Genomic DNA, 24,844 nt, shown 5'->3' with positions numbered 1-24,844 from the left:
AAGGAGGAAGTGCCCCTAAGTAAGGCTTATCACCAGACATTGCAACGACCGAATGGCAGCGGGGGAAAACGTTTCCCTGCTTTTTGGTATGATGGCAAGGCGCGCCGGCACCGCAGTGGTGTCGCGCGCCTTTTATTTTTGATAATTACTTATATGAGCACAACCATGCAAAGCGGCGCAGACCTCCTGGCGACAGGCGAATTGGATTACACGACTTCCTGCGCACTGCCGACGCCGTGGGCCCAGTTCACCTTGCACGCCTTTGTCGAGCACGCCACAGGCAAGGAACACCTGGCCATGGTGCTGGGCGATGTCGGCAACGGCGAACCGGTGCTGGCGCGCGTGCATTCCGAGTGCCTGACGGGCGACGTGCTGTTTTCCCAGCGCTGCGACTGCGGCGCCCAGCTCGAAGGCGCCTTGAAGCGCATCGCCGAGGAAGGCCGCGGCATTTTGCTGTATCTGCGTCAGGAAGGGCGCGGCATCGGCCTGATCAACAAGATCCGCGCCTACCGCCTGCAAGAGGCAGGGGCCGACACGGTGCAGGCAAATGAACAGCTGGGTTTCAAGGCCGACGCGCGCAACTACACCTTGTGCAAGCCCATGTTTGCGCAATTCGGCATCCACAGTCTGCGTTTGATGACGAACAATCCGCGCAAGATCGCCGCCATGGAAGCGCTGGGCATCACGGTGGCCGAACGGGTGCCGCTGCTGGTGAACCGCAACGCCTTCAACCAGCACTACCTGAATACCAAGCAAAGCAAGCTGGGTCACATGATGACGCCGGAAACGGCGCCGGCGCTGGAAGACGGCGCCCTGTAATCCCCCGGGCTGGCGCAACGCTGCACGATGCTGCGCCGGGCCGGCCTCGCTCCTGCTCACGCACAAAGGATGCATGAAATTATCTCACTACGCCTTCTTGCTGGCCAGCCTGTGCGCTGCCGCAGGCGCACACGCGGCCCAGGCGCTTGCACCAGCCACGGCCTCCACCGCTTCGACTCCCCCCATCAAGCCGCCGCCGGCCACTGCCGCGCCCGCCGCCACCGAACATGCGGCTCTGCCACCGCCCTCGTCCGCCGCGCAAAAGTTGTACACGGCCGCGCGCGCCGACATCCTGCAAGTGCGCGTGCTGCTGAAAAACGGCCGCACGCAGTCGTCGGTCGGCTCGGGCTTTTTGATCGGTACGGGTGACTTGGTGGTGAGCAACTATCACGTCGTGTCGCAATTCGCGCTCGACCCCGATACCTACGTGGGCGAATGGGTCGATACCAGCGGGCAGCGCGGCAATGTGGAATTGCTGGCCGTCGACGTGCTGCACGACCTGGCCGTGCTGCGCGTGAACCGCCACGGCACGGGCTTTTTCAAGATGCCGGAAGGGCTGGCGCCCCTGACACAGGGGCAATACCTGTATTCGATGGGCAATCCGCTGGACCTGGGCTTCGCCATTTCGGAAGGCGCCTACAACGGCGTCGTCACGCGCAGCTTCTATGACCAGCTGATGTTTACGGGACCGATCAATTCCGGCATGAGCGGCGGCCCCAGCGTGACGGCCAGCGGCGACGTGGCCGGCGTGAATGTGTCGAAGCGCCTCGATGGCGAACTCGTCAGTTTTCTCGTGCCCGCCCGTTATGCCCAGCAATTGCTGGCCAAGGTGGCCCAGCAAGGCAAGCCGCCGAAAGACTTCAAGCCGCTGGTGACGGCGCAACTGCTGGCGCACCAGGAAGTCATGCTGGCGCGCCTGCTGGACACGCCCTTGAGCCTGAAAACCATGGGTCCGTACCGCGTGCCCGTGCGCGAGTCCGACCAGATGCGATGCTGGGGCCGCTCCAACGTCAAGTCCGACAAGCCCTATATGCTCGACAACACCAGTTGCGCCATGGAATCGGCCATTTTCATTTCCGGCGCCCTGCAGACGGGGCAAGTGTCGATGCGGCACGAATTCCTGCGCAGCAGCGAACTGGGCGCGCTGCGCTTTTCCGAGCTGGCCAGCGCCTCGTTCAAGAATGAAAGTGTCGGCAGCTACAAGAACGTGCACCTGACGGGACCCCATTGCACCGAACAGTTCGTCAAGAACAAGACCTTGCCCTTGCGCGCCGTCCTGTGTGTGCGCGCCTACCGCAAGTTTACCGGTCTGTACGACTTTGCCCTGCTGGCCGCCAGCACCGATGCGCCACTCATGAGCTTGCAAAGCCGCATCGACGCGCGCGGCGTGTCCTACGCCAACGGCATGCGCGTCACGCGCACCTTCCTCGAAGCGCTGTCGCGGGAAAGTAGCCGCAAGCCATGAAGCCGCCCTACTACCTTGAAATCCTCGCCGAGAATGGCGAAGTGCAGCAACGCCAGCGCATCGCCACTCTGCCGATTCGCATCGGCCGCGGCTATGACAACGACTTCATCGTCGACGACGCGCATACGGCCGCCCGGCACGCCATCGTCGAGGACGATGGCGCAGGCGGCCTGCTGCTGCGCGACCTGGGCAGCCAGAATGGCGTGATCCACCGGGGACAACGGCAACTGCAAGTGGCCTTGAACGGCAACAGCATCGTGCGCCTGGGCCACACGCGCCTGCGCGTGCGCGCCAGCGACCATCCTATTGCGCCCGAACTGAGCGACACCACCAGGCACGACTGGGAAGGATTGCGCCCCGCCGTCGCCGGCTTGGCCATGATCGGCGCCTCGGCCGCCTTCAGCAACTGGCTGGGCGACGCGGAAGCCTTCGACCCGATTTCCTACCTGATGATCATCGCCTACGCGCTGGCCGGCGGCCTCGTGTGGGCATCGATCTGGGCCGTGGCAAACCGCCTGTTCGGCCATGTGGCGCGCTTCGGCCGCCACCTGTTCATCATCGGCTGCGGCTTGCTGGCCATGGAAGTGTGGGAACTGGGCAGCAATGTGGCGGCGTATGCGCTGTCGCTGGAAGTGCTGACGCGCTACGGGCGGCATATGTTCATCGTCATTGTATGCGCCATGATCTACTACCATTTGTGCACGATCAAACCCCAGCATCCGCGCCGCTTCGGCCTCGTTGCCGTGGTGCTGGCCATCCTCGGCTCGACCCTGATCTTGCTGAGCAACCTGCAAACCAGCGGCCGCCTGGCCGACGAGGCCTACATGTCCGTCATCTACCCGCCAGCCATGCGCCTGAGCCCGAATCACACGACGGAGGCCTTCTTCCGCGACGCGGCCGGCCTGCAGCGCGCCGTCGACGCCGAGCGCGGCAAGGCGGCCAAAGGGGCCGATGAAGACGAAGACAGCGGCGATTAACAAAGCGCATGCAAAAAGCCCGCCGGTCTGTCAAGACATGGCGGGCTTTTTTTATGTGCGCCGCGAGGCGCGCAGAATATTGCGCCTTAGAACTTGCGCTTAAAACTTCTCGTCCTGCTTGCGGCGTGCCGTGAAACCCAGCAAGCCCAGGCTGATCAGCAGCATGGCGTAGGTGCTCGGTTCCTGCACGGCCAACACCAGGCCATCGCTGCTGGAAAAACTGGCGAAATTGCTGTTGCTTTCCTTGAACTGGACTTGCCGGCCTTCATCGCAGCAGCCTTCCAGGCCATCGATGCTCAAGGTATGGTTGCCTGCCAACAAGGTGCTCGAACCTGCGAGGAACTGGCTGCTGCTATCGTAGTTATCAGCCCACCACAGGTCGCTGCTCTTGACGTCCAGTGCCACGCCGGCATTCAGCACAGACTGATAAGCGGTGGCGGAAGCTTGCAAGCCAGCATTCGAGTAGCCGGTAGAGACGGTCATGGTACTGGCGTTCGCGTGGGCAAACACACCAGCAGCGATCAGGAACAGGGCGATTTTGGGCAAATTTTCCATGATAAGTATCCAGTCATAAGTATTCAACGGGCGCAGCAGGCGTAAGGGCGCTTGAGCTGAATACACGCTGCATTGAGGCGTGTCGGCATCGCGCTGGCAGTTGCAAGGATGAGCGGTCGGGGGCGTAGCCTCCGCAGAACTTCGCGGACTTGCGACATGCCATGGCGGCACTGCAAGCATCCTGGAAAGGGTTCGGGTTCCCGGGACAAAGCCAGACAGTTGACGGGTCAGGTAAAACGTTAAGTCTATTGTATCTTAAATTCCCTGAAGGAAAAGTATTTTTCTTTTTATCATGTAAGATATTTTTATGACAATCACGCACCAGGCAGCTAAAACGGCCTGAACCGCCGTGCCGCTCGGGCAACGCCATCATCGCGCAGGCTGGCGAGGTGTCGCACCAGCACCACAAAGGCACGCGCCAGTGTCGCATCTTGCGCATTTCTTTTCGCATGCCGCTGCACCACGCGGCGAAACAGCATGGCAAAATGCAGTCATGCAGCTATCTGTCCGATGAGAGGGAAAGAGGAAATGGTCGACCTGGAAGAACTACGCTATCTGGCACTGTCGTTTCCCGACGCCACCGAGGAAGAACACCACGACCGTCCAGCCTTCCGCGTGGGCGGGAAGATCTTTGCCACCCTGCCCGACGACGAGCACATCAACGTGCTGCTCGATGCGGAAGCGGCGCATATCGCCACCGTCATCACGCCGTCCGGCTGCGAAAAACTGTGGTGGGGCGAACGGCTGGCCGGCATCACGGTGCGTCTGGCGGACGCCGAGCTGGACATGCTGGCCGCCGCCCTGACGGCAGCCTGGCGGCGCAAGGCGCCCAGCGACCTGGCCAAGACCATCGCCCCGAGCGGGTAGTTACAGCGGCCAATTGCGCAGCAGCAATCCCACCATCTGCTGCAATTGCTCGCGCGATACCCCCGCCGCCGCCTGGATGGCCATGCCTTGCGACAGGGTCACGACAAAGCGCGCCTGCTGCTCGGGACAGGAATCGGGTGGCAAATCCCCCTCTTCCCTGGCGCGCCGCAAGCGGTCGCGCAACTTGATTTCACCGCGCAGCCGGCGCGCGAACAATTCATCGCGGATCGGCAAGGCATCGTCGCTGCAGGCGAGCGCCGCATTCACGCCCATGCAGCCGTGCGGACCGTCGGGCATGGTTTGCGCATCGACATACTGCGTCAGCAAGGCTTCCACTACCTGGCGCGCCGTCGGCTGTTCCAGCGCCGCATCAAAAAACTGCATGCGCGTGTCGCTGTAGCGCTCGAGCGCCTTGTGGAACAGCTGCTCCTTGTTGCCGAAGACGGCATACAGGCTGGGCCGGTTCATGCCCATGGCTTTCGTCAATTCCGGCAGAGAACTGCCCTCATAGCCTTTTTCCCAGAACACTTTCATGGCGCAATCGAGCGCCTCGTCCGCGTCGAAGGTGCGCGGACGACCCGTTTTCGCCTTGGCTACTGCCTCTTTTTTTTCTTGTTTCATACCGTTCGGTAAAAAATTATTGACAACAATGCTTGCTTGCCCCGATTATATACCGACCGGTTAAAAACCTCCCGGCTTTTCAGGAACCTCACATGCAAACACTCTCCAACGCTACTGACGACGATACCACCGTGGCGCCCTGGCTGGCCGTCTTATCCGTCGGCATCGGCGCCTTCGCCCTCGTCACGACCGAATTCCTGCCAGTCGGGCTGCTGCCGGCCATGGCCACCGAACTGGCCATCAGCAAGGGCCAGGCGGGACTGATGATCACCACGCCCGGCATCGTTGCCGCGTTTGCCGCCATCTTCGTCACCGTCGGCTCGGGCCGCCTGGACCGCCGCATCGTGCTGCTGGCACTCACGGCCCTGCTGGTCGTTTCGAACCTGCTGGTGGCGCTGGCGCCCTCATATGCTTGGATATTGCTGGGCCGCGCCATGCTGGGCGTGGGCGTGGGCGGCTTCTGGGCCATCGGCAGCGCCATCGGTCCGCGCCTGGTGGCGCCGCAGCATGCGTCGCGCGCCATGTCCATCATCTTCGCCGGCGTCTCGCTGGGCACGGTGGCGGGCGTGCCGGCCGGCGCGCTGGTGGGCGAGCTGGTCGGCTGGAGAATCGCCTTTGGCGCGGCCAGCGCCATTGCCGTACTGGTCTTCATCGGCCAGTTGCTGCTGCTGCCCAAGCTGCCGCCGACACAGGCCATCCGCTTGCGCCAGTTGCCGATGATTTTCGGCATCCGCAAAGCCAGGCTGGGCCTGATCGCCACGGCCATGCTGTTCACGGGCCAGTTCGCCGTCTACACGTATATCGCGCCGTTCCTCACGCAAGTGTCGCACCTGGCGGCCGGCACGGTCAGCGCCATGCTGCTCGTGTATGGCGCTTCCGGCTTCATCGGCAACCTCGTGGGCGGCTGGGCCGCCGGCCGCCACGAACGGGCCGCGCTGATGGTGACGGGCGCCGTGCTGGGCTTGTCCACCCTGGCCCTGGCCGCGTTCGGCAGCCATGCACTCACGGCCATGCTGCTGGTGGCCGTGTGGGGCTTCGGTTTCGGCGCCATGCCGATCGCCGTGCAGACGTGGATGTTCAAGGCCGCGCCACACTTGATGGAAGGCAGCAGCGCGCTGTTTGTCGCCATCGTGCAAGTGTCGCTGGCGTCGGGCGCCTTGCTCGGCGGCATGGCCGTCGACCGGCTGGGCGTATCGAGCGCGATGGTGGTGGGCGGCCTGTTCGCCCTCGGCTGCGCGCTGACGATCGCGCTCTTCGGCAAGCCGCAGGCCAGCGCCAAGGCCGCCGCGTCCTGCATCGCATCGTAGGAAAGTGATATCAGATGCGCCCGCGGCGAAATTCGCCGAGGAACTTCGTCACTTCGGCCGGCGTCATCACCACGTCCGCGTCGCCGTGATATGCATACAGGAAAGGCGTGCCGCCCAGGCGGTCCGTCAGCTTGGCAAAAAGTAAAAAGCGGCTGCCCAGCGGATAGCGCTGCAGGTCGGCCAGACGGCGCGAGCACTGCACTGCCAGCTCGGGAGAGAAGGCCTGGCCCGGCACGGGGCGGATTTCCACGCGGCCATCGATGGCGCGCGATTCGACGGCAACATGCCGGTATGCATAAGTATCACGGGCCATGCCGCCACCTTGAAGGAAGTAAAGGCGCCATCTTAAGCGAAGACGGCGCCTGCCGTGTTACTGCGCCACGATGCGCAGCAAACGGCCGTTATCCTCATCGGTCAGCGCATACAGGTAGCCATCCGGTCCCTGGCGCACTTCGCGCACGCGCGCGCCGATGGCCAGGCGGTCCTGCCCCGTCACCTTGCCGTTCGCATCGACGGCGATGCGGCGGATATCCTTGGCCGCCAGGCCGCCGCTGAAGATGCTGCCGCGCCAGGCGGCAATCTTGTCGCCCGTATAGACGGCCAGGCCCGACGGCGCCGGCGACGGCACCCAGGCCACGCTGGGATTGAGCATGCCGGCCACTTCATGCTTGCCGACGGGCTCGTGCGTCTTGTAGTCGGCGCCATAGCTTTGCAATGGCCAGCCGTAATTACCGCCCGCCACCACCAGGTTCAGCTCGTCGCCGCCATACGGACCGTGTTCCGTGGCCCACACGCGGCCGGAAACAGGATCGAGCGCCAGGCCCTGCACGTTGCGGTGGCCAACCGACCAGATTTCCGGCAAGGCGCCCTTGGCCGCCAGCGGATTGCCGGGTGCCGGTTTGCCCTCTTCCGTCAGGCGCAGGATGGACCCCTGGTGGGTGGCCAGGTTTTGCGCCTGCTCGCGCGCCAGGCGGTCTTTGACGCGCAACGGCGGGTTGCCGCCATCGGCCACGCTCATCAGCAAAGTGCCATCCGGCAGCCACAGCAGGCGCGAACCGAAATGCTGGCCGCCGCTCTTGTCGTTGGCCACCTTGAACAGGGTCTGGATGCCCGTCACCTTCTTGCCATCGAACACGCCGCGCACCAGGGTCGTGCGGTTGGCATCATTGGTGCCCGTCGACACCGTCATGTAGACTCTTGGCGCAGCCTTGCCCGCATCCTGCGGGTGAATGACGATATCGAGCAAGCCGCCTTGCCCGCCCGTAAACACCTTGGGCATGCCTTCCAGCGCCACATCGGTAAAAGTCTTTCCATTCAGCAGATGCAAGGTGCCCTGCTTGCTGGTGACCAGCGCGCGTCCTTCGCCCAGCCAGGCGATGCCCCACGGCTGGCGCACGCCCTGCGCGACGATCTCGGCCTTCCAGCCCTGTTTGGCGGCGGGCGGCTCGCCCGTGGCTTGCAGTTCGGCCCAGGCCGATGGCGCGGCGGCCAATGCCCATGCCAGCAAGATGCTGGTGCGGCGTAACTGGAACATGCTCTCTCCTGTCGGTGGATGATGCGAATGTGGGATCAGGCGCGCAGCAGCAAGGCGACGGCTTCGGCCGCGATACCCTCTTCGCGCCCCAGATACCCTAGCTTTTCATTCGTTTTGGCCTTGATGTTCACCTGGCCCACACTCACGCCCAGGTCTTCGGCCACGTTGGCGCACATGGCGGCGATGTGCGGCGCCATTTTCGGGCGCTGGGCGATGATGGTGGCGTCGATATTGCCGATGATATAACCGGTCGCTTGCACGCGGCGCACGGCTTCGCGCAGCAGGGTGCGCGAATCGGCGCCCTTGAATTGCGCGTCCGTGTCGGGGAAATGGCGGCCGATGTCACCCAGGGCGGCCGCGCCGAAGATGGCGTCGGTGATCGCGTGCAGCAGCACGTCGGCATCGGAATGGCCGAGCAAGCCCTGGTGATGGGGGATTTTCACGCCGCCGATGATCAGGTCGCGGTTTTCCACCAGCGCGTGGCAGTCATAGCCCTGGCCGATGCGGAAAGGCAGTACGGGAGTCGTTGTGTGCATGCGGGTCTCTCTGGAATTCAAGGATGGGCCAAATACAGCTCGGCCGTGTGTATGTCGCGCGGCAAGGTCACCTTCAAGTTGCGCGGGTGGCCTTCGACCAGCCTGGGCGTCAGGCCCAGCGCTTCGACGGCGCTGGCGTCGTCGGTAATCGCTTGCGGATCGGGCGCTTGCGACAAGGCCCGGTGCAGCAAGGCATAGGAAAACATTTGCGGCGTCTGCGCCAGCCACAGGCCGTCGCGCGACACCGTCTGCGCCGACAGGCTGCCAGGCCCCGCCCGCTTGACGGTGTCGACCACGGGCAAGGCCAGCAAGCCGCCGGCCGGATATTCACCGACTTCGGTAATGAGCTTTGCGATCAGCGCCGGCGTCAGGCCGGGCCGCGCCGCGTCGTGTACCAGCACCTGGTCGTGGGCGGCTATGCAGCCCTGCACGGCGTGCAAGCCATTCAGGATGGTTTCCATGCGCGTGGCGCCGCCGCAGCGCAGCACAGTCACGCCTTGCCCGGGCACGAGCGTGTCAATCATGCCATCCTCGGCGCTGACGACCACATAGGTGTGCGCGATAAGGGGACTGGCGAGAAAGGCATCCAGCGCATGGCGCAGCATGGGTTTGCCGGCGATGGGTAAATATTGCTTGGGACTGCCCGCCTCCATGCGCGCGCCCACGCCGGCGGCGGGGATCAGCGCAAAGTAGCGGACGGTGTTCGGTGCTGCTGTCATGCCATTCCTTGTCTAGTTGGCGGGCGCTGCCTTGCCCGTCAGGATGTTCTGGATCTCGCCCTTGCACGCCTTGCCCAGGCGCGCGTATTCTTGCGGAGAATCGATGGCCGCCTGCAAGGTTTCCACCTTGCGCATTTCGGCCTTGATGTACGGCAACCAGCCCGTGTCGATCTCGCGCGCCAGCGCCGCCTTGGCCGTGCCGCTGGGCGCATACAGGGGCCGCGCCTCGAAGCGTTTGGCCAGCGCCGCACGCACGGTCTTTTCCACGCGCGGCAAGTGTTCCATATAGGTTTTCATGTGCCGCAGTTCGTGCGCGAGTATCTCATCATACGCGCAAGTGCCGGGGGCAAACTCGCGGCCGATATAGATCACCACGGGCGCATATGTGAGGGTCACGGTAATCTGCGGCGCCACGCATTCATAGCCGCTGGCCGGGTCTTGCAGCATGGGGCCGGCCAGGGCGATGGCCACGCGAGAATCCGTCTTGGTCAGGCCCAGCACCCAGGTATTCGCGCGCGCCGTGCCCTTCATCACCGTCAGGGCCTTGTACGGCAGATGCGTGTCGATGCTGTAGCCGTTCTGCTGCGCCGTCAGCACGGACACCGTCTTGCTGATCGTGTCTTCGCAGCGCACCTGGAACGGCGTGCGCGCCTGCGCCTGCGCACCGAAGGTGACACCGGCAAGCAGCAGGAAAATCGCGTTACGCATGCGCAGGATCAGGCCGGCTGCCAGGCGCCGCTGGTGATCTTGTCGAGCCAGAAGATGCCGATAACGGTTTTCACGTCCGTGATGGTGCCATCCTTGACCCAGTCGAGCAGCTGCGGCACCGTGGCCGTAAACGTATCGAGAAATTCGCCGTCGTCGAGCTGGCGTTCGCCGGCAAGCAGGCCGCGCGCCAGAAACAGTTCCAGGTGTTCATCCGAATACGCAATGGCGTTATGAATGGTGGACACGAATTGCCAGTCGCTGGCCGTGTAGCCCGTCTCTTCGAGCAACTCGCGCTGGGCGCACGCCAGGTGCGACTCTCCCGCATCGATCTTGCCGGCAGGGAACTCAATGAAGACGCGGTCCAGCGGATAGCGGTACTGGCGCTCCATCAGCACGCTGCCATCGTCGAGCAGCGGCAGGATGACCACTGCGCCCGGGTGCAAAATGAATTCGCGCGCCGTGATCTTGCCGTCCGGCAGGGCGACACGGTCGCGCTGCACGCGCAGGAAGCCGCCTTGGTAGACGAGCTCGCCGTCCACCTTGGTTTCAGTTAAATTCATATCCATGTGTTCTGTATCCATACCTTGATTATGCTCAATAAAAAAAACGGCGCCAGAGGCGCCGCTTTCGGTCGATGGACTAGCGCCGCTTGCGCAGGTAGCGTCCGACAAAGCCGGGAAAAGCCAGCACCAGGAACAGGCAGCCGGTGATGGCATAAAACTCCCACGTCTGCGGGAAACCGTTGCCGATGCGCGCTTCGAGCGCGAACGCCACGGCGCCGACGATGAAGTACAGAATCACCATCTCCAGCAGGCGCAGCGCCAGCGGCTTGCGCCAGCCCTGCTCTGCCTGCGCCGCCTTTTTCAGGGGCACGGCGGCAAACAGTTTCTCGTTCAGGAATGGCAGGTTGGCGCCCAGGATGCCCAGGGCGATCACCAGCCAGCTCGAGGCGGTGACATCCATCGATCAGGACGCCAGGGTCTTGGTGATGGCGGTCGCGCAGGCAGCCAGGATGCTGTCAGGCATCGCACCCAGCGCCAGGACGAACACACCGTTCAAGGCCAGCACGACGCGCATGTCGCCATGCACGACCAGTGCATTGGTGTCTGTCGGCTCGTCGAACCACATCATTTTCACGACGCGCAGGTAGTAGAAGGCGCCGATCAGCGAGAACAGCACGGCAGCGATGGTCAGCCACAGCTGGCCCGTAGCCAGCACGGAGGCCAGCACCGAGTACTTGGCCATGAAGCCCATCAGCGGCGGCACGCCGGCCAGCGAGAACATGAACAAGGTCATCACCAGCGCGAAGATCGGGCTGCGTTTGCCCAGGCCCTTGAAGTCGGCCAGTTCTTCTGCTTCGAAACCATTACGTGCCAGCAACATGATCACGCCAAAGGTACCCAAGGTGGTGAACACGTAGGTGATGACGTAATACATCGAGGCGCCATAGGCGGTGGCTGCGCCGGCTGCGTTCAGGGTGTTGTTCGGTGCGTCCACGGTGCCCGACAGCAGACCCAGCAGCACGAAGCCCATTTGCGCGATGGTCGAGTACGCCAACATGCGCTTCAAATTGGTTTGCGCGATGGCGGTGAAGTTACCGATGGCCAGCGACATCACGGCCAGCACCAGCAGCATTTGCTGCCAGTCATGCGCCATCGGCAGCAAGCCCTCGCCCAGCAAGCGCAAGGTGATGGCAAACGCGGCCAGTTTCGGCGCGCCGCCCAGCAGCAGGGTCACGGCCGTTGGCGAACCTTGATACACGTCAGGCACCCACATGTGGAATGGCACGACGCCCAGTTTGAAGGCCAGGCCGGCAACCAGGAACACCAGGCCGAAGACCATGATGGTGCCGTTGGTCTTGCCGTTTTCCAGCGCCACGCGCAGTTCGCCCAGGTCCAGGGTACCGGAGGCGCCGTACAGCATCGAGATACCGTACAACATGAAACCGGAAGCCAGCGCGCCCAGGATGAAGTATTTCATGGCCGCTTCCGTGGCCTTGGCATTGTCACGGCGCAAGGCGATCAGCGCGTACAGCGACAGCGACATCAGTTCCAGACCCAGGTAGATGATCAGGAAGTTGTTGGCCGAGATCATGATCATCTGGCCCAGCAGTGCAAACAGGGCCAGCACGTAGAACTCGCCGCCCAGGTTACCCGACAGCATGTTGCGGTCGGTAGCGTAAGCACGCGAGTAGATCAGGGTCAGCGCCACGGCGCCGTACGAGAACAGTTTCAGCAGCTGCGACATCGGGTCCGACACGAACATATTGTGGAACGTGTAGACGGTGGTGCCCGCGTTGAAGTCGCCCACGGTCAGCAAGGCGCAGCCGGCCAGGGTCAGCAGCGACAGCGCATAGGTGATCGAACGCTTCGCCGCAGGCAAGAACATATCGATCAGCAAGAGCGCCGACGTGGCGATCAGCAGAAAGATTTCCGCGTACAGCGGTACCAGATTAGGTGCATTAGTCATGTTATCGGTCTTCTATTTAAGGCAACTTGCTGATGGCGACATGCTGCAGCAGGTCGGCAACCGAAGTTTGCATCGTATCGGTGAACGGGGCTGGGTACAGACCCATCACGAGCACGGCGATGGCCAGCACGCCAAGCATGAAGAATTCACGTTTGTTGATGTCGGTCAGTTCGGCCACATGCTTGTTCTTGATCTTGCCGAACACCACGCGCTTGGCCATCCACAGCGAGTACGCCGCGCCCCAGATCAGTGCCGTTGCAGCCAGCAGACCAATCCAGAAGTTGTATTTCACCGCGCCCAGGATCACCATGAACTCGCCGACGAAGCCGGAAGTCGCTGGCAAACCGCAGTTGGCCATCGAGAACAGCACGAAGAAGGCGGCAAATTTCGGCATGCGGTTCACGACGCCGCCGTAGTCGGCGATGTTACGGGTATGCATGCGGTCATACAGCACGCCGATGCACAGGAACATCGCAGCGGAGATGAAGCCGTGCGAGACCATCTGCACGATACCGCCCTGCACCGAAATGTCGTTGAACATGAAGAAGCCCAGGGTGACAAAACCCATGTGCGCGATCGACGAATAGGCGACCAGTTTTTTCATGTCGGTTTGCACCAGGGCAACCAGACCGATGTAGATGACGGCGATCAGCGACAAAGCGATCATGAAGCCCGACAGGTAGTGGCTGGCGTCCGGCGTGATCGGCAGCGAAAAACGCAGGAAGCCGTAGGCGCCCAGTTTCAGCATGATGGCGGCCAGCACGGCGGAACCGCCGGTAGGCGCTTCCACGTGGACGTCCGGCAACCACGTGTGGACCGGGAACATCGGCACTTTCACGGCAAACGCCATCAGGAAGGCCAGGAAGATGAAGATCTGTTCGTTCATCGTCAGCTTGAACGCATGCCAGGCCAGGATGTCGAAGCTACCCGTCACGTTGCGCAGGTAGATGATGGCAACCAGGGTCAGCAGCGAACCGAAGAAGGTGTACAGGAAGAACTTGAACGAGGCGTACACGCGGTTGTAACCGCCCCAGATACCGATAATGATGAACATCGGGATCAGGGTTGCTTCAAAGAAGAAGTAGAACAGCAAGCCATCGAGCGCGCAGAACACGCCGATCATCAGGCCCGACAGGATCAAAAAGGCACCCATGTACTGGGCGATGCGCTTCTCGATCACTTGCCAGGCCGAAATGACGACGATGACCGTGATGAACGCCGTCAGTGGAATGAACCACAGCGACAGGCCATCGATACCCAGCGAGTACCAGATATTGAAAGTTTCAATCCACGGTGCTTTTTCGACGAATTGCATGCCGTGTGCGGCGTTGTCGAAATGCTGGATCAGCGGCAAGGTGCACAGCATGCTGAGCACGGCGCCAGCCAGCGACAGCCAGCGGGTAAAGCCCGCTTTGCTGTCACGGCCAAGAGCCAGGACCAGGACGCCGCAAATGATCGGCACCCAGATCGACAGACTCAGGTAAGGAGGTAATGTAGAAATCGTAGACTGCATCATGGTTCTCAGTATTCTTTTATCAGGTCAGCTTACTTAGCGGGCCAGAATGGCAGGAAATAGATCAGGAAGCCCAGCACGCCCAGGATCATCACGAATGCATAGTGATAGATGTAGCCGGTCTGCAACACTCGCGACAGCGAGGACAGCCAGGCGACAACCTTGGCGCTGCCATTCACGACGAAACCGTCGATCAGCTTCTTGTCACCGAAGTTCCACAGGCCATTACCCAGCAAACGGGCACCGCCGGCGAACACGACTTCATTGAACTTGTCCAGGTAGTACTTGTTGTCCAGCAAGGTGTGGATCGCGTGGAACTTGGCAAAGAACCAGGCCGGTACGCGCGGGTTGACCATGTAGCAGTAGTAGGCTGCCACCACGCCGGACAATGCCAGCCAGAACGGTGCCGTCGACAAGCCGTGGAGCGCCATCGCCATTGCGCCGTGGAATTCATGCGACAACTCTTCCATTGCTGGATGGTTTTCGCCGACGAAGATCACGCCCTTGAAGAAATCGCCATGCAGCATCGGGCCGATCGTCAGGTAACCGATCAGCAGCGACGGGATCGCCAGCATCACCAGCGGGAACCATACGACGAATGGGGATTCATGCGGCTTCTGGCCAGGTTCCAGACCGTGATGCGCATGATCGTCTTCCTCTTCTTCATGATGGTCGTCATGCGCATCGCCGTTCGCGCCATGGGCCGCTTTCGGTGCGTGGTGGTCGTCATGGCCGTGCGCATGCACCTGACCGAAACGTTCCTTGCCGTGGAAGACCAGGAAATACATGCGGAACGAGTAAAAGGCGGTGACGAACACGCCAGCCAGCACGGCGAACTGGGCAAAGCCAGCGCCCCAGATGTGCGTCGCTTCGACGGCTTCGATGATGCTGTCTTTCGAATAGAAACCGGAGAACAGCGGCGTGCCGATCAGGGCCAGCGAACCGACCAGAGAAGTGATCCAGGTGATCGGCATGTACTTGCGCAGGCCACCCATGTTGCGGATATCCTGGTCATGGTGCATGCCGATGATGACGGAACCGGCGCCGAGGAACAGCAGTGCCTTGAAGAAGGCGTGCGTCATCAGGTGGAACACGGCCACGGAGTACGCGGACGAACCGAGCGCGACGGTCATGTAGCCCAGCTGCGACAGGGTCGAGTAAGCGACGACGCGCTTGATGTCGTTCTGGATGATGCCCAAAAAGCCCATGAACAGCGCCGTGATGGAGCCGATCACCAGGATGAAGGACAGTGCCGTGTCGGACAGTTCGAACAGCGGCGACATGCGCGAGACCATGAAGATGCCGGCCGTCACCATCGTCGCGGCGTGAATCAGTGCCGAGATCGGGGTAGGACCTTCCATCGAGTCAGGCAGCCACACGTGCAGCGGGAACTGCGCCGATTTGCCCATCGCGCCGATGAACAGGCAGATGCAGGCAACGGTCAGCAGGGCCCAGTCGGTACCTGGCAGTGTCAGGACGGACAAGGCTTCCTTCTTGGCGAAGATTTCCTGGTAATCCAGCGATTGACCATACGCCAGCAGCAGGCCGATGCCTAGGATGAAGCCGAAGTCGCCCACGCGGTTGACCAGGAACGCCTTCATGTTGGCCACGATGGCCGTCGGACGCTGGTACCAGAAACCGATCAAGAGGTAAGAGACCAGGCCCACGGCTTCCCAACCGAAGAACAGTTGCAGGAAGTTGTTGGCCATGACCAGCATCAGCATCGAGAACGTGAACAGCGAGATGTAGGCGAAGAAGCGGTTGTAGCCTTCGTCGTCCTTCATGTAGCCGATCGTGTAGATGTGCACCATCAGGGAGACGAAGGTGACCACGCACATCATCATCGCCGACAGCGAATCGATCTGGAAGCCGACTTCCATCTTCAAGCTGCCGATCGTCATCCAGTTATAGATCGTGCCATTGAATGTCGCGCCATCCATCACTGCCAGCAATGTCTGCACGGACAGGATGAACGCAATCAGTACGCCCAGGATCGTCGCGGTATGCGACGTCTTGCGTCCGACCAAATTACCCAGGAACTGGGTGCCAAGCAAACCTGCAATCGCGGCACCGGCCAGCGGCGCCAGCGGTACGGCAAGAAGGAGGTTAGGGTTGAGGAGTTGCCCCGCCATGATGAACCTTAATCGTTATTATTCGAGAGATCGAGTCTGAAAAACATCAGCCTTTGAGGCTGTCCAGGTCTTCGACGTTGATGGTATCCAGATTACGGAACATCACCACCAGAATAGCCAGACCGATAGCCGACTCAGCGGCGGCAACCGTCAGGATGAAGAAAACGAAGATCTGACCGGCCGCGTCGCCCATGAAATGGGAGAACGCGATGAAATTCATATTCACCGCCAGCAGCATCAATTCGATTGCCATCAGCAATACGATGATGTTCTTGCGGTTCAGGAAAATACCGACGATCGAGATTGCGAACAGGATCGCGCCCAGGACCAGAAAATGTGTGAGCGATAATGTCATGGTGCCTCCTTAACTTCCGGCTCAGCCGCAGGACGCTCGACGACCGCGTCCATCTTGATGATCTTCAGGCGGTCGTTGCGCTTGACGCGTACCGCATCGCCTGGAGCAAAATGCTTGGTGTCCTTGCGTTTGCGCAGGGTCAGTGCAACCGCGGCAACGATGGCCACCAGCAGCACGACGGCGGCGATCTCGAAGGCGAACACATATTCCGTGTAGATCAGCAGGCCCAGTTCCTTGGTGCCGCCCAGGTTGACGTTCACCGGAGCGATGCTAGGCGCAAAGTTGCGGAAACCGTGCCACAGGACAGCAGCCATTTCCAGCACGATGATCACACCCACCGTCACCGACAATGGCAGATAGCCCCAGAAGCCTTCGCGCATGCGGTCGATATTGATATCGAGCATCATGACCACGAAAAGGAACAGCACCATCACGGCGCCGACATACACCAATACCAGCACGATGGCCAGGAATTCAGCTTGCAGCAGCATCCAGATGCCCGCTGCGGAAAAGAAGGACAGCACCAGGAACAGTACTGCGTGGACCGGATTACGGGCCGTGATGACGCGCGTCGCTGCCAGAATCAAGATCAGCGCGAAGGCGTAAAACAAAATTGTTTTAAAGTCCATAAAAAACCCAATAGACGTACAGATGAACGAGGGGCGCGCCGCAGCCAGTGGCTACGGCGCATCCATCAGCGATAAGGTGCGTCGGCGGCGCGCGCAGCGGCAATGTCATTTTCATAACGATCACCCACGGCCAGCAACATCTCTTTCGTGTAATACAAATCCCCGCGTTTCTCGCCGTGGTATTCCAGGATTTGCGTCTCGACGATCGAATCGACCGGGCAAGACTCTTCGCAAAAACCGCAGAAGATGCACTTGGTCAAGTCGATATCGTAACGCGTGGTGCGGCGCGAACCGTCGTCACGCTGTTCCGATTCGATCGTGATGGCCATCGCCGGGCAAACCGCTTCGCACAGTTTGCAGGCGATGCAACGTTCCTCGCCGTTCGGGTAGCGGCGCAGCGCGTGCAAGCCACGGAAACGCGGCGAGATCGGTGTCTTCTCTTCCGGGAATTGCACCGTGATCTTGCGCGAAAACATGTACTTGCCTGTCAGCGCCATGCCCTTGATCAGCTCGCCTAACAAGAGGCTGCTGAAGAAATCTTTTACCTTATCCATTCGTATGCACTCTCTTACTTCCAAATATTCCAGGATGTCTGCATCCAGGCAGCGACGAAGACCAGGTAGACCAGCGTCAACGGGATAAACACTTTCCAGCCGAGGCGCATGATCTGGTCATAACGGTAGCGTGGGAAAGTACCGCGCACCCAGATGAACACCGAGACGATGAAGAAGGTCTTGGCGAACAGCCAGAAGAAGCCGCCGAAACCACCCCAGAACTCAAGGAAAGCAAATGGCGCGGACCAGCCACCGAGGAACATGATCGAAGCCAGGGCGCCGATCAGTATCATGTTGGCGTATTCGGCCAGCATGAACATGGCGTAGGACATGCCCGAGTACTCGACCATGTGGCCGGCGACGATTTCGGACTCGCCTTCGACGACGTCGAACGGGTGACGGTTGGCTTCAGCCAGGCCCGACACCAGGTAGATGACGAACATCGGCAGCAGCGGCAGCCAGTTCCACGACAGGAAGTTCACGCCCTTGTCGGCGAAGAAACCGATTTGCTGGCCGCCAACGATGTCGATGAAGTTCAGGCTGCCCGAGACCATCAGCACGATGACCATCACAAAGCCCATCGGGATTTCATACGAAATCATCTGTGCCGAAGCGCGCATGGCGCCCATGAACGAGTACTTCGAGTTCGAGGCCCAGCCGGCGATGATGATGCCGTAGACTTCCATCGAGGTAATCGCCAGCAGCATCAGCAAGCCTGCGTTGACGTTGGCCAGCACGGCTTGCGGACCGAACGGCACGACCGACCAGGCGGCCAGGGCCGGCATGATGGTCATGATCGGGCCGATCACGAACAGGCCTTTGGCGGCCTTGGACGGGATGATGATCTCTTTGAACAAGAGTTTCAGCGCATCGGCGATCGGTTGCAGCAAGCCCAATGGACCTACGCGGTTCGGGCCGACGCGGATCTGGATCCAGCCAATCAGCTTGCGTTCCCACAAGGTCAGGTAAGCAACCAGGCCCATCAGCGGCAACAGCACGCACAGGATCTTGATCAGGGTCCAGAAGAACGGCCAAGAGCCGCCCAGCAAATCCTGGCCACTGCTGTTGATGACGTTTACAAATTCAGGCAGAGCCATCAGATTTTCCCCTCTGCTGTTTCAACTGTGATGTCACCGAACATGCCGCCCAGGCTAGCCGTCGAGGCATGCGCCGCCGACACTTTGACCACATTGGCTGGCAGGCCGGCATGGAGTGCCGCCACCAGGATGGCGCTGCCGGAGCCTTGCGCCACTTTGACCTTGTCGCCCGCCTTGATGCCCAGCTTGTCAGCCAGCGCCAGGGACAGGTGCACTTGCGGCGCGGCGCCATCAACCGTGCGCAGCAGCGGTTCGGAGCGGCGTACCAGCGCGTCGGCGAAGTAGATCGGCACGTCGGCGATGCGTTGCAATGCCGGCGAAGCCGGTGCGTAGCTTGCCGCTTCCGGTGCATTTTTCGCGATGTTGTTCAGCTGTGCCGACAGATCGGTCACGCCAGCGCCAAACGCTTCGTCGCGGATCGCTTCGGAAGTGTCGTAGTCGAAACCGGCCAGGCCCAGGATGTTGCCCAGGACGCGCAGCACTTTCCAGGCTGGACGGGTATCGGCCAGCGGTTTCACGGTGCCGTTGAAGCTTTGCGCGCGGCCTTCGCAGTTGACGAAGGTACCCGAGGTTTCAGCGAACGGGGCGATCGGCAGCAAGACATCGGCGTAATCCATGCCGTGCTTGAAGGCCGACATGGCCACGACCATGTCGGCGCCATCCAGGGCGGCGCGGGCCGCTTGTGGATTGGCGGCATCGAGTTCCGGCTCGGCGTGCAGCAGCACGTAAGCTTTTTTCGGTACGGCAAAGGCGGCTTGCACATTGGCGCGTGGCTTGGCGACCAGGTGCGCGCCAACCGTGTTGGCCGCTTCCGTCAGGTAACCGAGCTTGGCGCCCGTCTGCTCGGCGATCCATTGCGCGGCAGCATGCAGTTGCGACGCTTGCGGGTGTTGCGTTGCCGCGTTACCCAGCAGCACGGCGCCATGGTCGCCAGCCATCAGGCTGGCGGCGATGGCGACCGCCACGTCCGAAGCGGCAACCGCTTCAAAACCGTTTGGCGCGGCGATTTCTTTCGCTTTGGCAACAGCAACGACCACTTCCGACAAGGCCGCCAGCCAGTCACTCGGCGCGACGATCATCTTGTTGGCGATGGTGATCAGTTGATCATCGTCGGACGCGTGCAGGATCGACAGCTTGGCGCCGCCCTTGACGGACGCGCGCAAACGCGTGGCCAGCAATGGGTGATCCTTGCGCAGGAACGAACCGATGACGAAGGCGCGCTTGATCTGGCCAAATTCGTTGATCGGCATGCCCAGCCATGGCTTGACGCCGGCGTCGAGGGCGAAGTCGGTCTGGCGCAGGCGGAAGTCGACGTTCTCGGAACCGAGACCGTGGGCCACTTTTTGCAGCAGGACCAGCTCTTCGACGGTCGAATGCGGCGTTGCCAGCGCGGCGATGGCGTCGGCGCCATGCTCGTGCTTGATGTTTTTCAAACCGTGCGCCACGTATTCCAGCGCGGTTTGCCAATCGACTTCTTTCCATTCGTTGCCTTGTTTCAGCATCGGGGAAGTCAGGCGTTCGGCACTGTCCAGCGCCTCGTACGAAAAACGGTCCTTGTCCGAGATCCAGCACTCGTTGACGGCTTCGTTTTCCAGCGGCAGTACGCGCTTGACCTTGCCAGCTTTCACTTGCACGATCAGGTTCGCGCCCAGGCCATCATGCGGGCTGACCGATTTGCGGCGCGACAGTTCCCACGTACGGGCGCTGTAGCGGAACGGCTTCGAGGTCAGTGCGCCGACCGGGCACAGGTCGATCATGTTGCCGGACAGTTCGGAGTCGACCGTCTGGCCGACGAAGGACACGATTTCCGAGTGTTCGCCGCGGCCGATCATGCCCAGCTCCATCACGCCGGCCACTTCCTGGCCAAAGCGTACGCAGCGGGTGCACTGGATGCAGCGCGACATTTCCTGCATGGACACCAGCGGACCGGCTTCCTTCGGCTGCACGACGCGCTTGTCTTCCTTGTAGCGCGATTCGCTCTTGCCGTAGCCCACTGCCAAGTCTTGCAACTGGCATTCGCCGCCCTGATCGCAGATAGGGCAATCGAGCGGGTGGTTAATCAGCAAGAATTCCATGACCGACTTTTGCGCCTGCACAGCTTTATCGCTGGCGGAGCGCACGATCATGCCGGCACTGACCGGGGTCGCACAAGCGGGCAAAGGCTTGGGCGCCTTTTCCACTTCGACCAGGCACATGCGGCAGTTCGCTGCGATCGACAATTTCTTGTGATAGCAGAAGTGCGGAATGTAGGTTCCCAATTTGTTGGCGGCGTCCATCACCATGCTACCAGCAGGGACTTCGACTTTTTTGCCGTCTATTTCGATTTCAACCATGGTGATCGTTACCTGACGCAGCTTAGATATATGCGGGCACTAAGCAATGCTTGTGCTCGATATGATATTCAAATTCTTCACGGAAATTCTTAATGAAGGCCCGTACCGGCATGGCAGCCGCATCGCCCAGCGCGCAAATGGTGCGGCCCTGGATGTTGTCGGCGATCGAGTTGAGCATGTCCAGGTCGTCTGGACGACCCTGCCCCTGCTCGATGCGGTGCACCATGCGGTACATCCAGCCTGTGCCTTCACGGCAAGGCGTACACTGGCCGCACGATTCTTCAAAGTAGAAGTAGGACAGGCGCTCCAGCGCCTTCACCATGCAGCGTGTTTCGTCCATCACGATGACGGCGCCCGAACCCAGCATCGAACCAGCTTTCGCGATCGAGTCGTAGTCCAGGTCAGTCTGCATCATGATGTCGCCGCGGATCACCGGCGCGGACGAGCCGCCAGGGATCACGGCCTTGATCTTTTTGCCACCGCGCATGCCGCCTGCCAGTTCCAGCAGTGTGGCGAACGGCGTGCCGAGCGGCACTTCGTAGTTGCCCGGTTTTTCCACGTCACCCGAGATCGAGAAGATCTTCGAGCCGCCATTGTTCGGCTTGCCCATCGCCAGGTATTTCTCTGGGCCAATGTTCAGCACGAATGGCACGGCCGCGAAGGTTTCCGTGTTGTTGATCGTCGTCGGCTTGCCGTACAGGCCAAACGAGGCAGGGAAAGGCGGCTTGAAGCGCGGCTGGCCTTTCTTGCCTTCCAAGGACTCCAGCAGGGCCGTTTCTTCGCCGCAGATGTAGGCACCATAACCATGGTGCGCATGCAACTGGAACGAGAACTCGCTGCCCATGATCTTGTCACCGAGGAAACCGGCGGCGCGCGCCTCTTCCAGCGCTTCTTCGAAACGGGCGTACTCGGCCCAGATTTCGCCGTGGATATAGTTATAGCCGACGGTGATGCCCATCGCATAAGCGCCAATGGCCATGCCTTCGATCAGGGCATGGGGATTGTAACGAATGATGTCGCGGTCCTTGAAAGTACCCGGTTCGCCTTCATCTGTATTGCAGACGAGGTACTTTTGACCCGGGAACTGGCGCGGCATGAAGCTCCACTTCAAGCCGGTAGGGAAACCCGCGCCGCCACGGCCGCGCAAGGACGAAGCCTTGAGGTCGGCGATGATCTGTTCCGGCGTGATTTTCTCTTCCAGGATACGCCGCAGGGCGCTATAGCCGCCGCGGTTCACATAATCTTGCAAATGCCAGTTCTTGCCATCCAGATCCTTCAGGATCAATGGATCGATATGGCGGTTGTGGAGTGACGTCATTTCTTGAGTTCCTCCAGCATGGCGTCGATTTTCTCGTTCGACATCCAGCTGCACATGGTTTTATTACTGACCAGCAAGACAGGCGCATCGCCGCAAGCACCCATGCACTCGCCCTCAACCAGGGTGAACTGGCCATCGGCGGTGGTTTCGCGGAAATCGATACCCAGTTTCTGCTTCAGGTACTCTGCAGCGCGCACGCCGCCCGACAGGGCGCATGGCAGGTTGGTGCACACGGTGATCTTGTGCTTGCCCACGGGTTTCACGTTGTACATATTGTAGAACGTGGCCACTTCCTGCACGGCAATGGCCGGCATGCCGATGTAATCGGCCAGTTCCTTCATGGTTTCCGGCGCCAGCCAGCCCAGTTCATCCTGGGCATGGGCCAGCGCGGCCATGACGGCCGACTGACGCTGGTCGGCCGGGTACTTGGCCAGCTCGCGGTCAATTTTCTTATAGCATTGCTCTGATAACAACATACTTTTTGCCTCTTAGCGGTCAATACTGCCGAACACGATATCTTGCGTCCCGATGATGGTCACGGCGTCGGCAAGCATGTGCCCACGCGCCATCTCATCGAGCGACTGCAAGTGGGCGTAGTCTGGCGCGCGCAGTTTCATGCGGTACGGCTTGTTGGCGCCATCGGACACCAGGTACACGCCGAACTCGCCCTTCGGATGTTCCACGGCGCTGTAGGCCTCGCCTGGCGGCACGTGGAAACCTTCGGTAAACAGCTTGAAGTGGTGAATCAAGGACTCCATGTTGGTCTTCATGTCGACGCGACCCGGAGGCGCCACCTTGCGGTTGCTGGTCATGACAGGACCTTCATTGTTGCGCAGCCACTCCACGCATTGCTTGATGATGCGGTTCGACTGGCGCAACTCTTCCACGCGCACCAGGTAGCGGTCGTAGCAATCGCCGTTGGTGCCGATAGGAATGTCGAAATCCATCAGGTCGTACACTTCGTACGGCTGTTTCTTGCGCAAGTCCCACTGCACGCCCGAGCCGCGCAGCATGGCGCCCGTAAAGCCCATGGCCAGCGCATCTTCCGGCGAGACCACGCCGATGCCGACGGTACGCTGTTTCCAGATACGATTGTCGGTCAGCAGCGTTTCGTACTCGTCCACGGAATTGGGGAAACGGCGCGCGAAGTCTTCGATGAAGTCCAGCAGGGAGCCCTGGCGGTTTTCATTGAGCTTGCCGATTGCCTTGGCGTTGCGGATGATCGAGGCCTTGTGCTGCGGCATCGCATCCGGCAGATCGCGGTACACGCCGCCCGGACGGTAGTAAGCCGCGTGCATGCGCGCGCCCGAGACTGCCTCGTAGGCGTCGAACAAGTCTTCGCGGTCGCGGAAGCAATACAGGAACGGGCCCATGGCGCCAACGTCCAGCGCGTGGGTGCCGAGCCACATCAGGTGATTCAGGATGCGCGTCATCTCGTCGAACATGACGCGGATGTATTGCGCGCGCAGCGGCACTTCCAGGCCCAGCATCTTTTCGATGGCCATCACGTACGCATGTTCATTGCACATCATCGACACATAGTCGAGACGGTCCATGTACGGCACGGATTGCAGATAGGTCTTCTGTTCGGCCAGCTTTTCGGTGGCGCGGTGCAGCAGGCCGATATGCGGATCGGCGCGCTGGATGACTTCGCCATCCATCTCCAGCACCAGGCGCAGCACACCGTGCGCGGCCGGATGCTGCGGCCCAAAGTTCAGGGTGTAGTTCTTAATCTCAGCCATTATTTCATCCCGTAATGTTCTTCGCGGATCACGCGCGGCACGTTTTCCCGCGGCTCGATCGTCACGGGCTGGTAGATCACGCGCTTTTGTTCCGGATCGTAACGCATCTCGACATAGCCGGAGACGGGGAAATCCTTGCGGAACGGATGGCCGATGAAACCGTAGTCGGTCAGCAGGCGGCGCAAGTCGTTGTGACCCTCAAAGAGGATGCCCAGCAAGTCGAACGCTTCGCGCTCGTACCAGTTGACGGCACGCCAGATGCTCACCACGGACGGCAGCAGCGGCATGTCGTCGTCGGGTGCGAACACGCGCACCCGTACGCGCCAGTTGTGCTTGACCGACAGCAAGTGCGAGACGGCCGCGAAACGCAGGCCATCCCAGCTACCGTCGCCATAGGTCGAGTAGTCGACGCCGCACAGGTCGAGCAACTGCTCGAAATGCAGACTCGGATCGTCGCGCAAGGTCTGCATCACGGCCAGGTAGTCCTCGGCCTTGACGACCAGAGTGACTTCGCCCAGCGCAACGGTCGTGCTAACGCGATCGCCCAGGGCAGTGCCGAGGGCGTTTTGCAATACTTCTAAATGTGTTGTCATA

Annotated in this window: 26 protein-coding genes; 5 read left to right on the top strand and 21 right to left on the bottom strand. The window is 61.0% G+C overall.

Going from position 1 to position 24,844, the window contains the following annotated elements:
- Positions 1-165 precede the first annotated feature (165 nt).
- From ribA to ACQ4WL_RS01145, 3 genes are all read left to right on the top strand, one after another.
- Positions 166-819 (top strand): GTP cyclohydrolase II, encoded by a 654-nt coding sequence (gene ribA / locus ACQ4WL_RS01155; RefSeq protein ID WP_035820484.1) that lies wholly within the window; start codon positions 166-168, stop codon positions 817-819.
- 73 nt (positions 820-892) lie between these two features.
- Entirely contained in the window at positions 893-2,284 is a 1,392-nt protein-coding gene (locus ACQ4WL_RS01150) for a S1 family peptidase (RefSeq protein WP_436507542.1), read from the top strand.
- Positions 2,281-3,261 (top strand): FHA domain-containing protein, encoded by a 981-nt coding sequence (locus ACQ4WL_RS01145; protein WP_436507541.1) that lies wholly within the window; start codon positions 2,281-2,283, stop codon positions 3,259-3,261. The genes ACQ4WL_RS01150 and ACQ4WL_RS01145 overlap by 4 nt, the downstream gene beginning before the upstream one ends.
- 99 nt (positions 3,262-3,360) lie before the next feature.
- Here ACQ4WL_RS01145 and ACQ4WL_RS01140 read toward each other — a convergent pair whose 3' ends face one another.
- Positions 3,361-3,816, bottom strand: coding sequence for a CCXG family PEP-CTERM protein (locus ACQ4WL_RS01140; RefSeq protein ID WP_436507540.1), 456 nt, complete (start codon positions 3,814-3,816; stop codon positions 3,361-3,363).
- 510 nt (positions 3,817-4,326) lie between these two features.
- On the opposite strand from ACQ4WL_RS01140, the gene ACQ4WL_RS01135 reads away from it, so the two are divergent.
- Positions 4,327-4,683 carry an MmcQ/YjbR family DNA-binding protein gene (locus tag ACQ4WL_RS01135; protein ID WP_436507539.1) on the top strand — a complete coding sequence of 119 codons (357 nt, stop codon included), beginning with the start codon at positions 4,327-4,329 and terminating at the stop codon, positions 4,681-4,683.
- Here ACQ4WL_RS01135 and ACQ4WL_RS01130 read toward each other — a convergent pair whose 3' ends face one another.
- Positions 4,684-5,304, bottom strand: a complete 621-nt coding sequence (locus tag ACQ4WL_RS01130) for a TetR/AcrR family transcriptional regulator (RefSeq protein WP_436507538.1) — start codon at positions 5,302-5,304, stop codon at positions 4,684-4,686.
- Between the two features lie 92 nt (positions 5,305-5,396).
- Between ACQ4WL_RS01130 and ACQ4WL_RS01125 the strand changes: the two genes are divergently transcribed.
- On the top strand, positions 5,397-6,611 hold the full coding sequence (locus ACQ4WL_RS01125) for an MFS transporter (RefSeq protein ID WP_436507537.1): 1,215 nt from the start codon (positions 5,397-5,399) through the stop codon (positions 6,609-6,611).
- Positions 6,612-6,621: 10 nt separating this feature from the next.
- Here ACQ4WL_RS01125 and ACQ4WL_RS01120 read toward each other — a convergent pair whose 3' ends face one another.
- The 19 genes from ACQ4WL_RS01120 to ACQ4WL_RS01030 form a co-directional block, all read right to left on the bottom strand.
- On the bottom strand, positions 6,622-6,924 hold the full coding sequence (locus ACQ4WL_RS01120) for a hypothetical protein (protein ID WP_436480579.1): 303 nt from the start codon (positions 6,922-6,924) through the stop codon (positions 6,622-6,624).
- 57 nt (positions 6,925-6,981) lie between these two features.
- Positions 6,982-8,145, bottom strand: a complete 1,164-nt coding sequence (locus ACQ4WL_RS01115) for a PQQ-dependent sugar dehydrogenase (RefSeq protein ID WP_436507536.1) — start codon at positions 8,143-8,145, stop codon at positions 6,982-6,984.
- A 35-nt stretch (positions 8,146-8,180) separates the two neighbouring features.
- The gene (gene ispF / locus ACQ4WL_RS01110; RefSeq protein WP_436507535.1) at positions 8,181-8,681 is read right to left on the bottom strand and encodes a 2-C-methyl-D-erythritol 2,4-cyclodiphosphate synthase; all 501 of its coding nucleotides are present in this window, start codon (positions 8,679-8,681) and stop codon (positions 8,181-8,183) included.
- A gap of 17 nt (positions 8,682-8,698) precedes the next feature.
- Positions 8,699-9,400: a 2-C-methyl-D-erythritol 4-phosphate cytidylyltransferase gene (gene ispD / locus ACQ4WL_RS01105; RefSeq protein ID WP_436507534.1), complete on the bottom strand. Its 702-nt coding sequence runs from the start codon at positions 9,398-9,400 to the stop codon at positions 8,699-8,701.
- A 12-nt stretch (positions 9,401-9,412) separates the two neighbouring features.
- Positions 9,413-10,108, bottom strand: coding sequence for a hypothetical protein (locus tag ACQ4WL_RS01100; protein ID WP_436507533.1), 696 nt, complete (start codon positions 10,106-10,108; stop codon positions 9,413-9,415).
- 8 nt (positions 10,109-10,116) lie between these two features.
- Positions 10,117-10,674, bottom strand: a complete 558-nt coding sequence (locus ACQ4WL_RS01095) for an NUDIX domain-containing protein (protein ID WP_436507531.1) — start codon at positions 10,672-10,674, stop codon at positions 10,117-10,119.
- Between the two features lie 73 nt (positions 10,675-10,747).
- Positions 10,748-11,071, bottom strand: coding sequence for a DUF2818 family protein (locus ACQ4WL_RS01090; protein WP_070224104.1), 324 nt, complete (start codon positions 11,069-11,071; stop codon positions 10,748-10,750).
- A gap of 3 nt (positions 11,072-11,074) precedes the next feature.
- The gene (nuoN, locus tag ACQ4WL_RS01085; RefSeq protein ID WP_436507530.1) at positions 11,075-12,577 is read right to left on the bottom strand and encodes an NADH-quinone oxidoreductase subunit NuoN; all 1,503 of its coding nucleotides are present in this window, start codon (positions 12,575-12,577) and stop codon (positions 11,075-11,077) included.
- A 16-nt stretch (positions 12,578-12,593) separates the two neighbouring features.
- Complete coding sequence (locus ACQ4WL_RS01080) at positions 12,594-14,093, bottom strand: NADH-quinone oxidoreductase subunit M (protein WP_436507529.1); 1,500 nt, start codon at positions 14,091-14,093, stop codon at positions 12,594-12,596.
- Positions 14,094-14,122: 29 nt separating this feature from the next.
- Positions 14,123-16,222, bottom strand: a complete 2,100-nt coding sequence (gene nuoL / locus ACQ4WL_RS01075) for an NADH-quinone oxidoreductase subunit L (RefSeq protein ID WP_436507527.1) — start codon at positions 16,220-16,222, stop codon at positions 14,123-14,125.
- A gap of 46 nt (positions 16,223-16,268) precedes the next feature.
- A complete protein-coding gene (gene nuoK, locus ACQ4WL_RS01070) occupies positions 16,269-16,577 on the bottom strand; it encodes an NADH-quinone oxidoreductase subunit NuoK (protein ID WP_010399724.1) in 309 nt (102 codons plus the stop codon).
- Positions 16,574-17,206: an NADH-quinone oxidoreductase subunit J gene (locus ACQ4WL_RS01065; RefSeq protein WP_034749981.1), complete on the bottom strand. Its 633-nt coding sequence runs from the start codon at positions 17,204-17,206 to the stop codon at positions 16,574-16,576. The genes nuoK and ACQ4WL_RS01065 overlap by 4 nt, the downstream gene beginning before the upstream one ends.
- Positions 17,207-17,271: 65 nt before the next feature.
- Positions 17,272-17,760, bottom strand: coding sequence for an NADH-quinone oxidoreductase subunit NuoI (gene nuoI / locus ACQ4WL_RS01060; RefSeq protein WP_010399726.1), 489 nt, complete (start codon positions 17,758-17,760; stop codon positions 17,272-17,274).
- 14 nt (positions 17,761-17,774) lie between these two features.
- Positions 17,775-18,857 (bottom strand): NADH-quinone oxidoreductase subunit NuoH, encoded by a 1,083-nt coding sequence (nuoH, locus tag ACQ4WL_RS01055; protein WP_436507525.1) that lies wholly within the window; start codon positions 18,855-18,857, stop codon positions 17,775-17,777.
- Positions 18,857-21,190 carry an NADH-quinone oxidoreductase subunit NuoG gene (gene nuoG / locus ACQ4WL_RS01050; protein ID WP_436507524.1) on the bottom strand — a complete coding sequence of 778 codons (2,334 nt, stop codon included), beginning with the start codon at positions 21,188-21,190 and terminating at the stop codon, positions 18,857-18,859. Before nuoG ends, nuoH begins: the two co-directional genes overlap by 1 nt.
- 22 nt (positions 21,191-21,212) lie before the next feature.
- Complete coding sequence (gene nuoF, locus ACQ4WL_RS01045) at positions 21,213-22,508, bottom strand: NADH-quinone oxidoreductase subunit NuoF (RefSeq protein WP_071076361.1); 1,296 nt, start codon at positions 22,506-22,508, stop codon at positions 21,213-21,215.
- A complete protein-coding gene (gene nuoE / locus ACQ4WL_RS01040) occupies positions 22,505-22,984 on the bottom strand; it encodes an NADH-quinone oxidoreductase subunit NuoE (RefSeq protein ID WP_035820520.1) in 480 nt (159 codons plus the stop codon). Before nuoE ends, nuoF begins: the two co-directional genes overlap by 4 nt.
- Before the next feature lie 12 nt (positions 22,985-22,996).
- Positions 22,997-24,250, bottom strand: a complete 1,254-nt coding sequence (locus tag ACQ4WL_RS01035; protein ID WP_034749992.1) for an NADH-quinone oxidoreductase subunit D — start codon at positions 24,248-24,250, stop codon at positions 22,997-22,999.
- Positions 24,250-24,843, bottom strand: coding sequence for an NADH-quinone oxidoreductase subunit C (locus tag ACQ4WL_RS01030; RefSeq protein WP_436507523.1), 594 nt, complete (start codon positions 24,841-24,843; stop codon positions 24,250-24,252). The genes ACQ4WL_RS01035 and ACQ4WL_RS01030 overlap by 1 nt, the downstream gene beginning before the upstream one ends.
- Position 24,844: the final 1 nt, after the last annotated feature.

Origin of the sequence: Janthinobacterium kochi (assembly GCF_051380715.1) — a bacterium.
GTDB lineage: Bacteria > Pseudomonadota > Gammaproteobacteria > Burkholderiales > Burkholderiaceae_D > Janthinobacterium.
The sequence above is the reverse complement of the archived record's forward strand: the minus strand, read 5'-3'. Positions and strand labels throughout refer to the sequence as shown.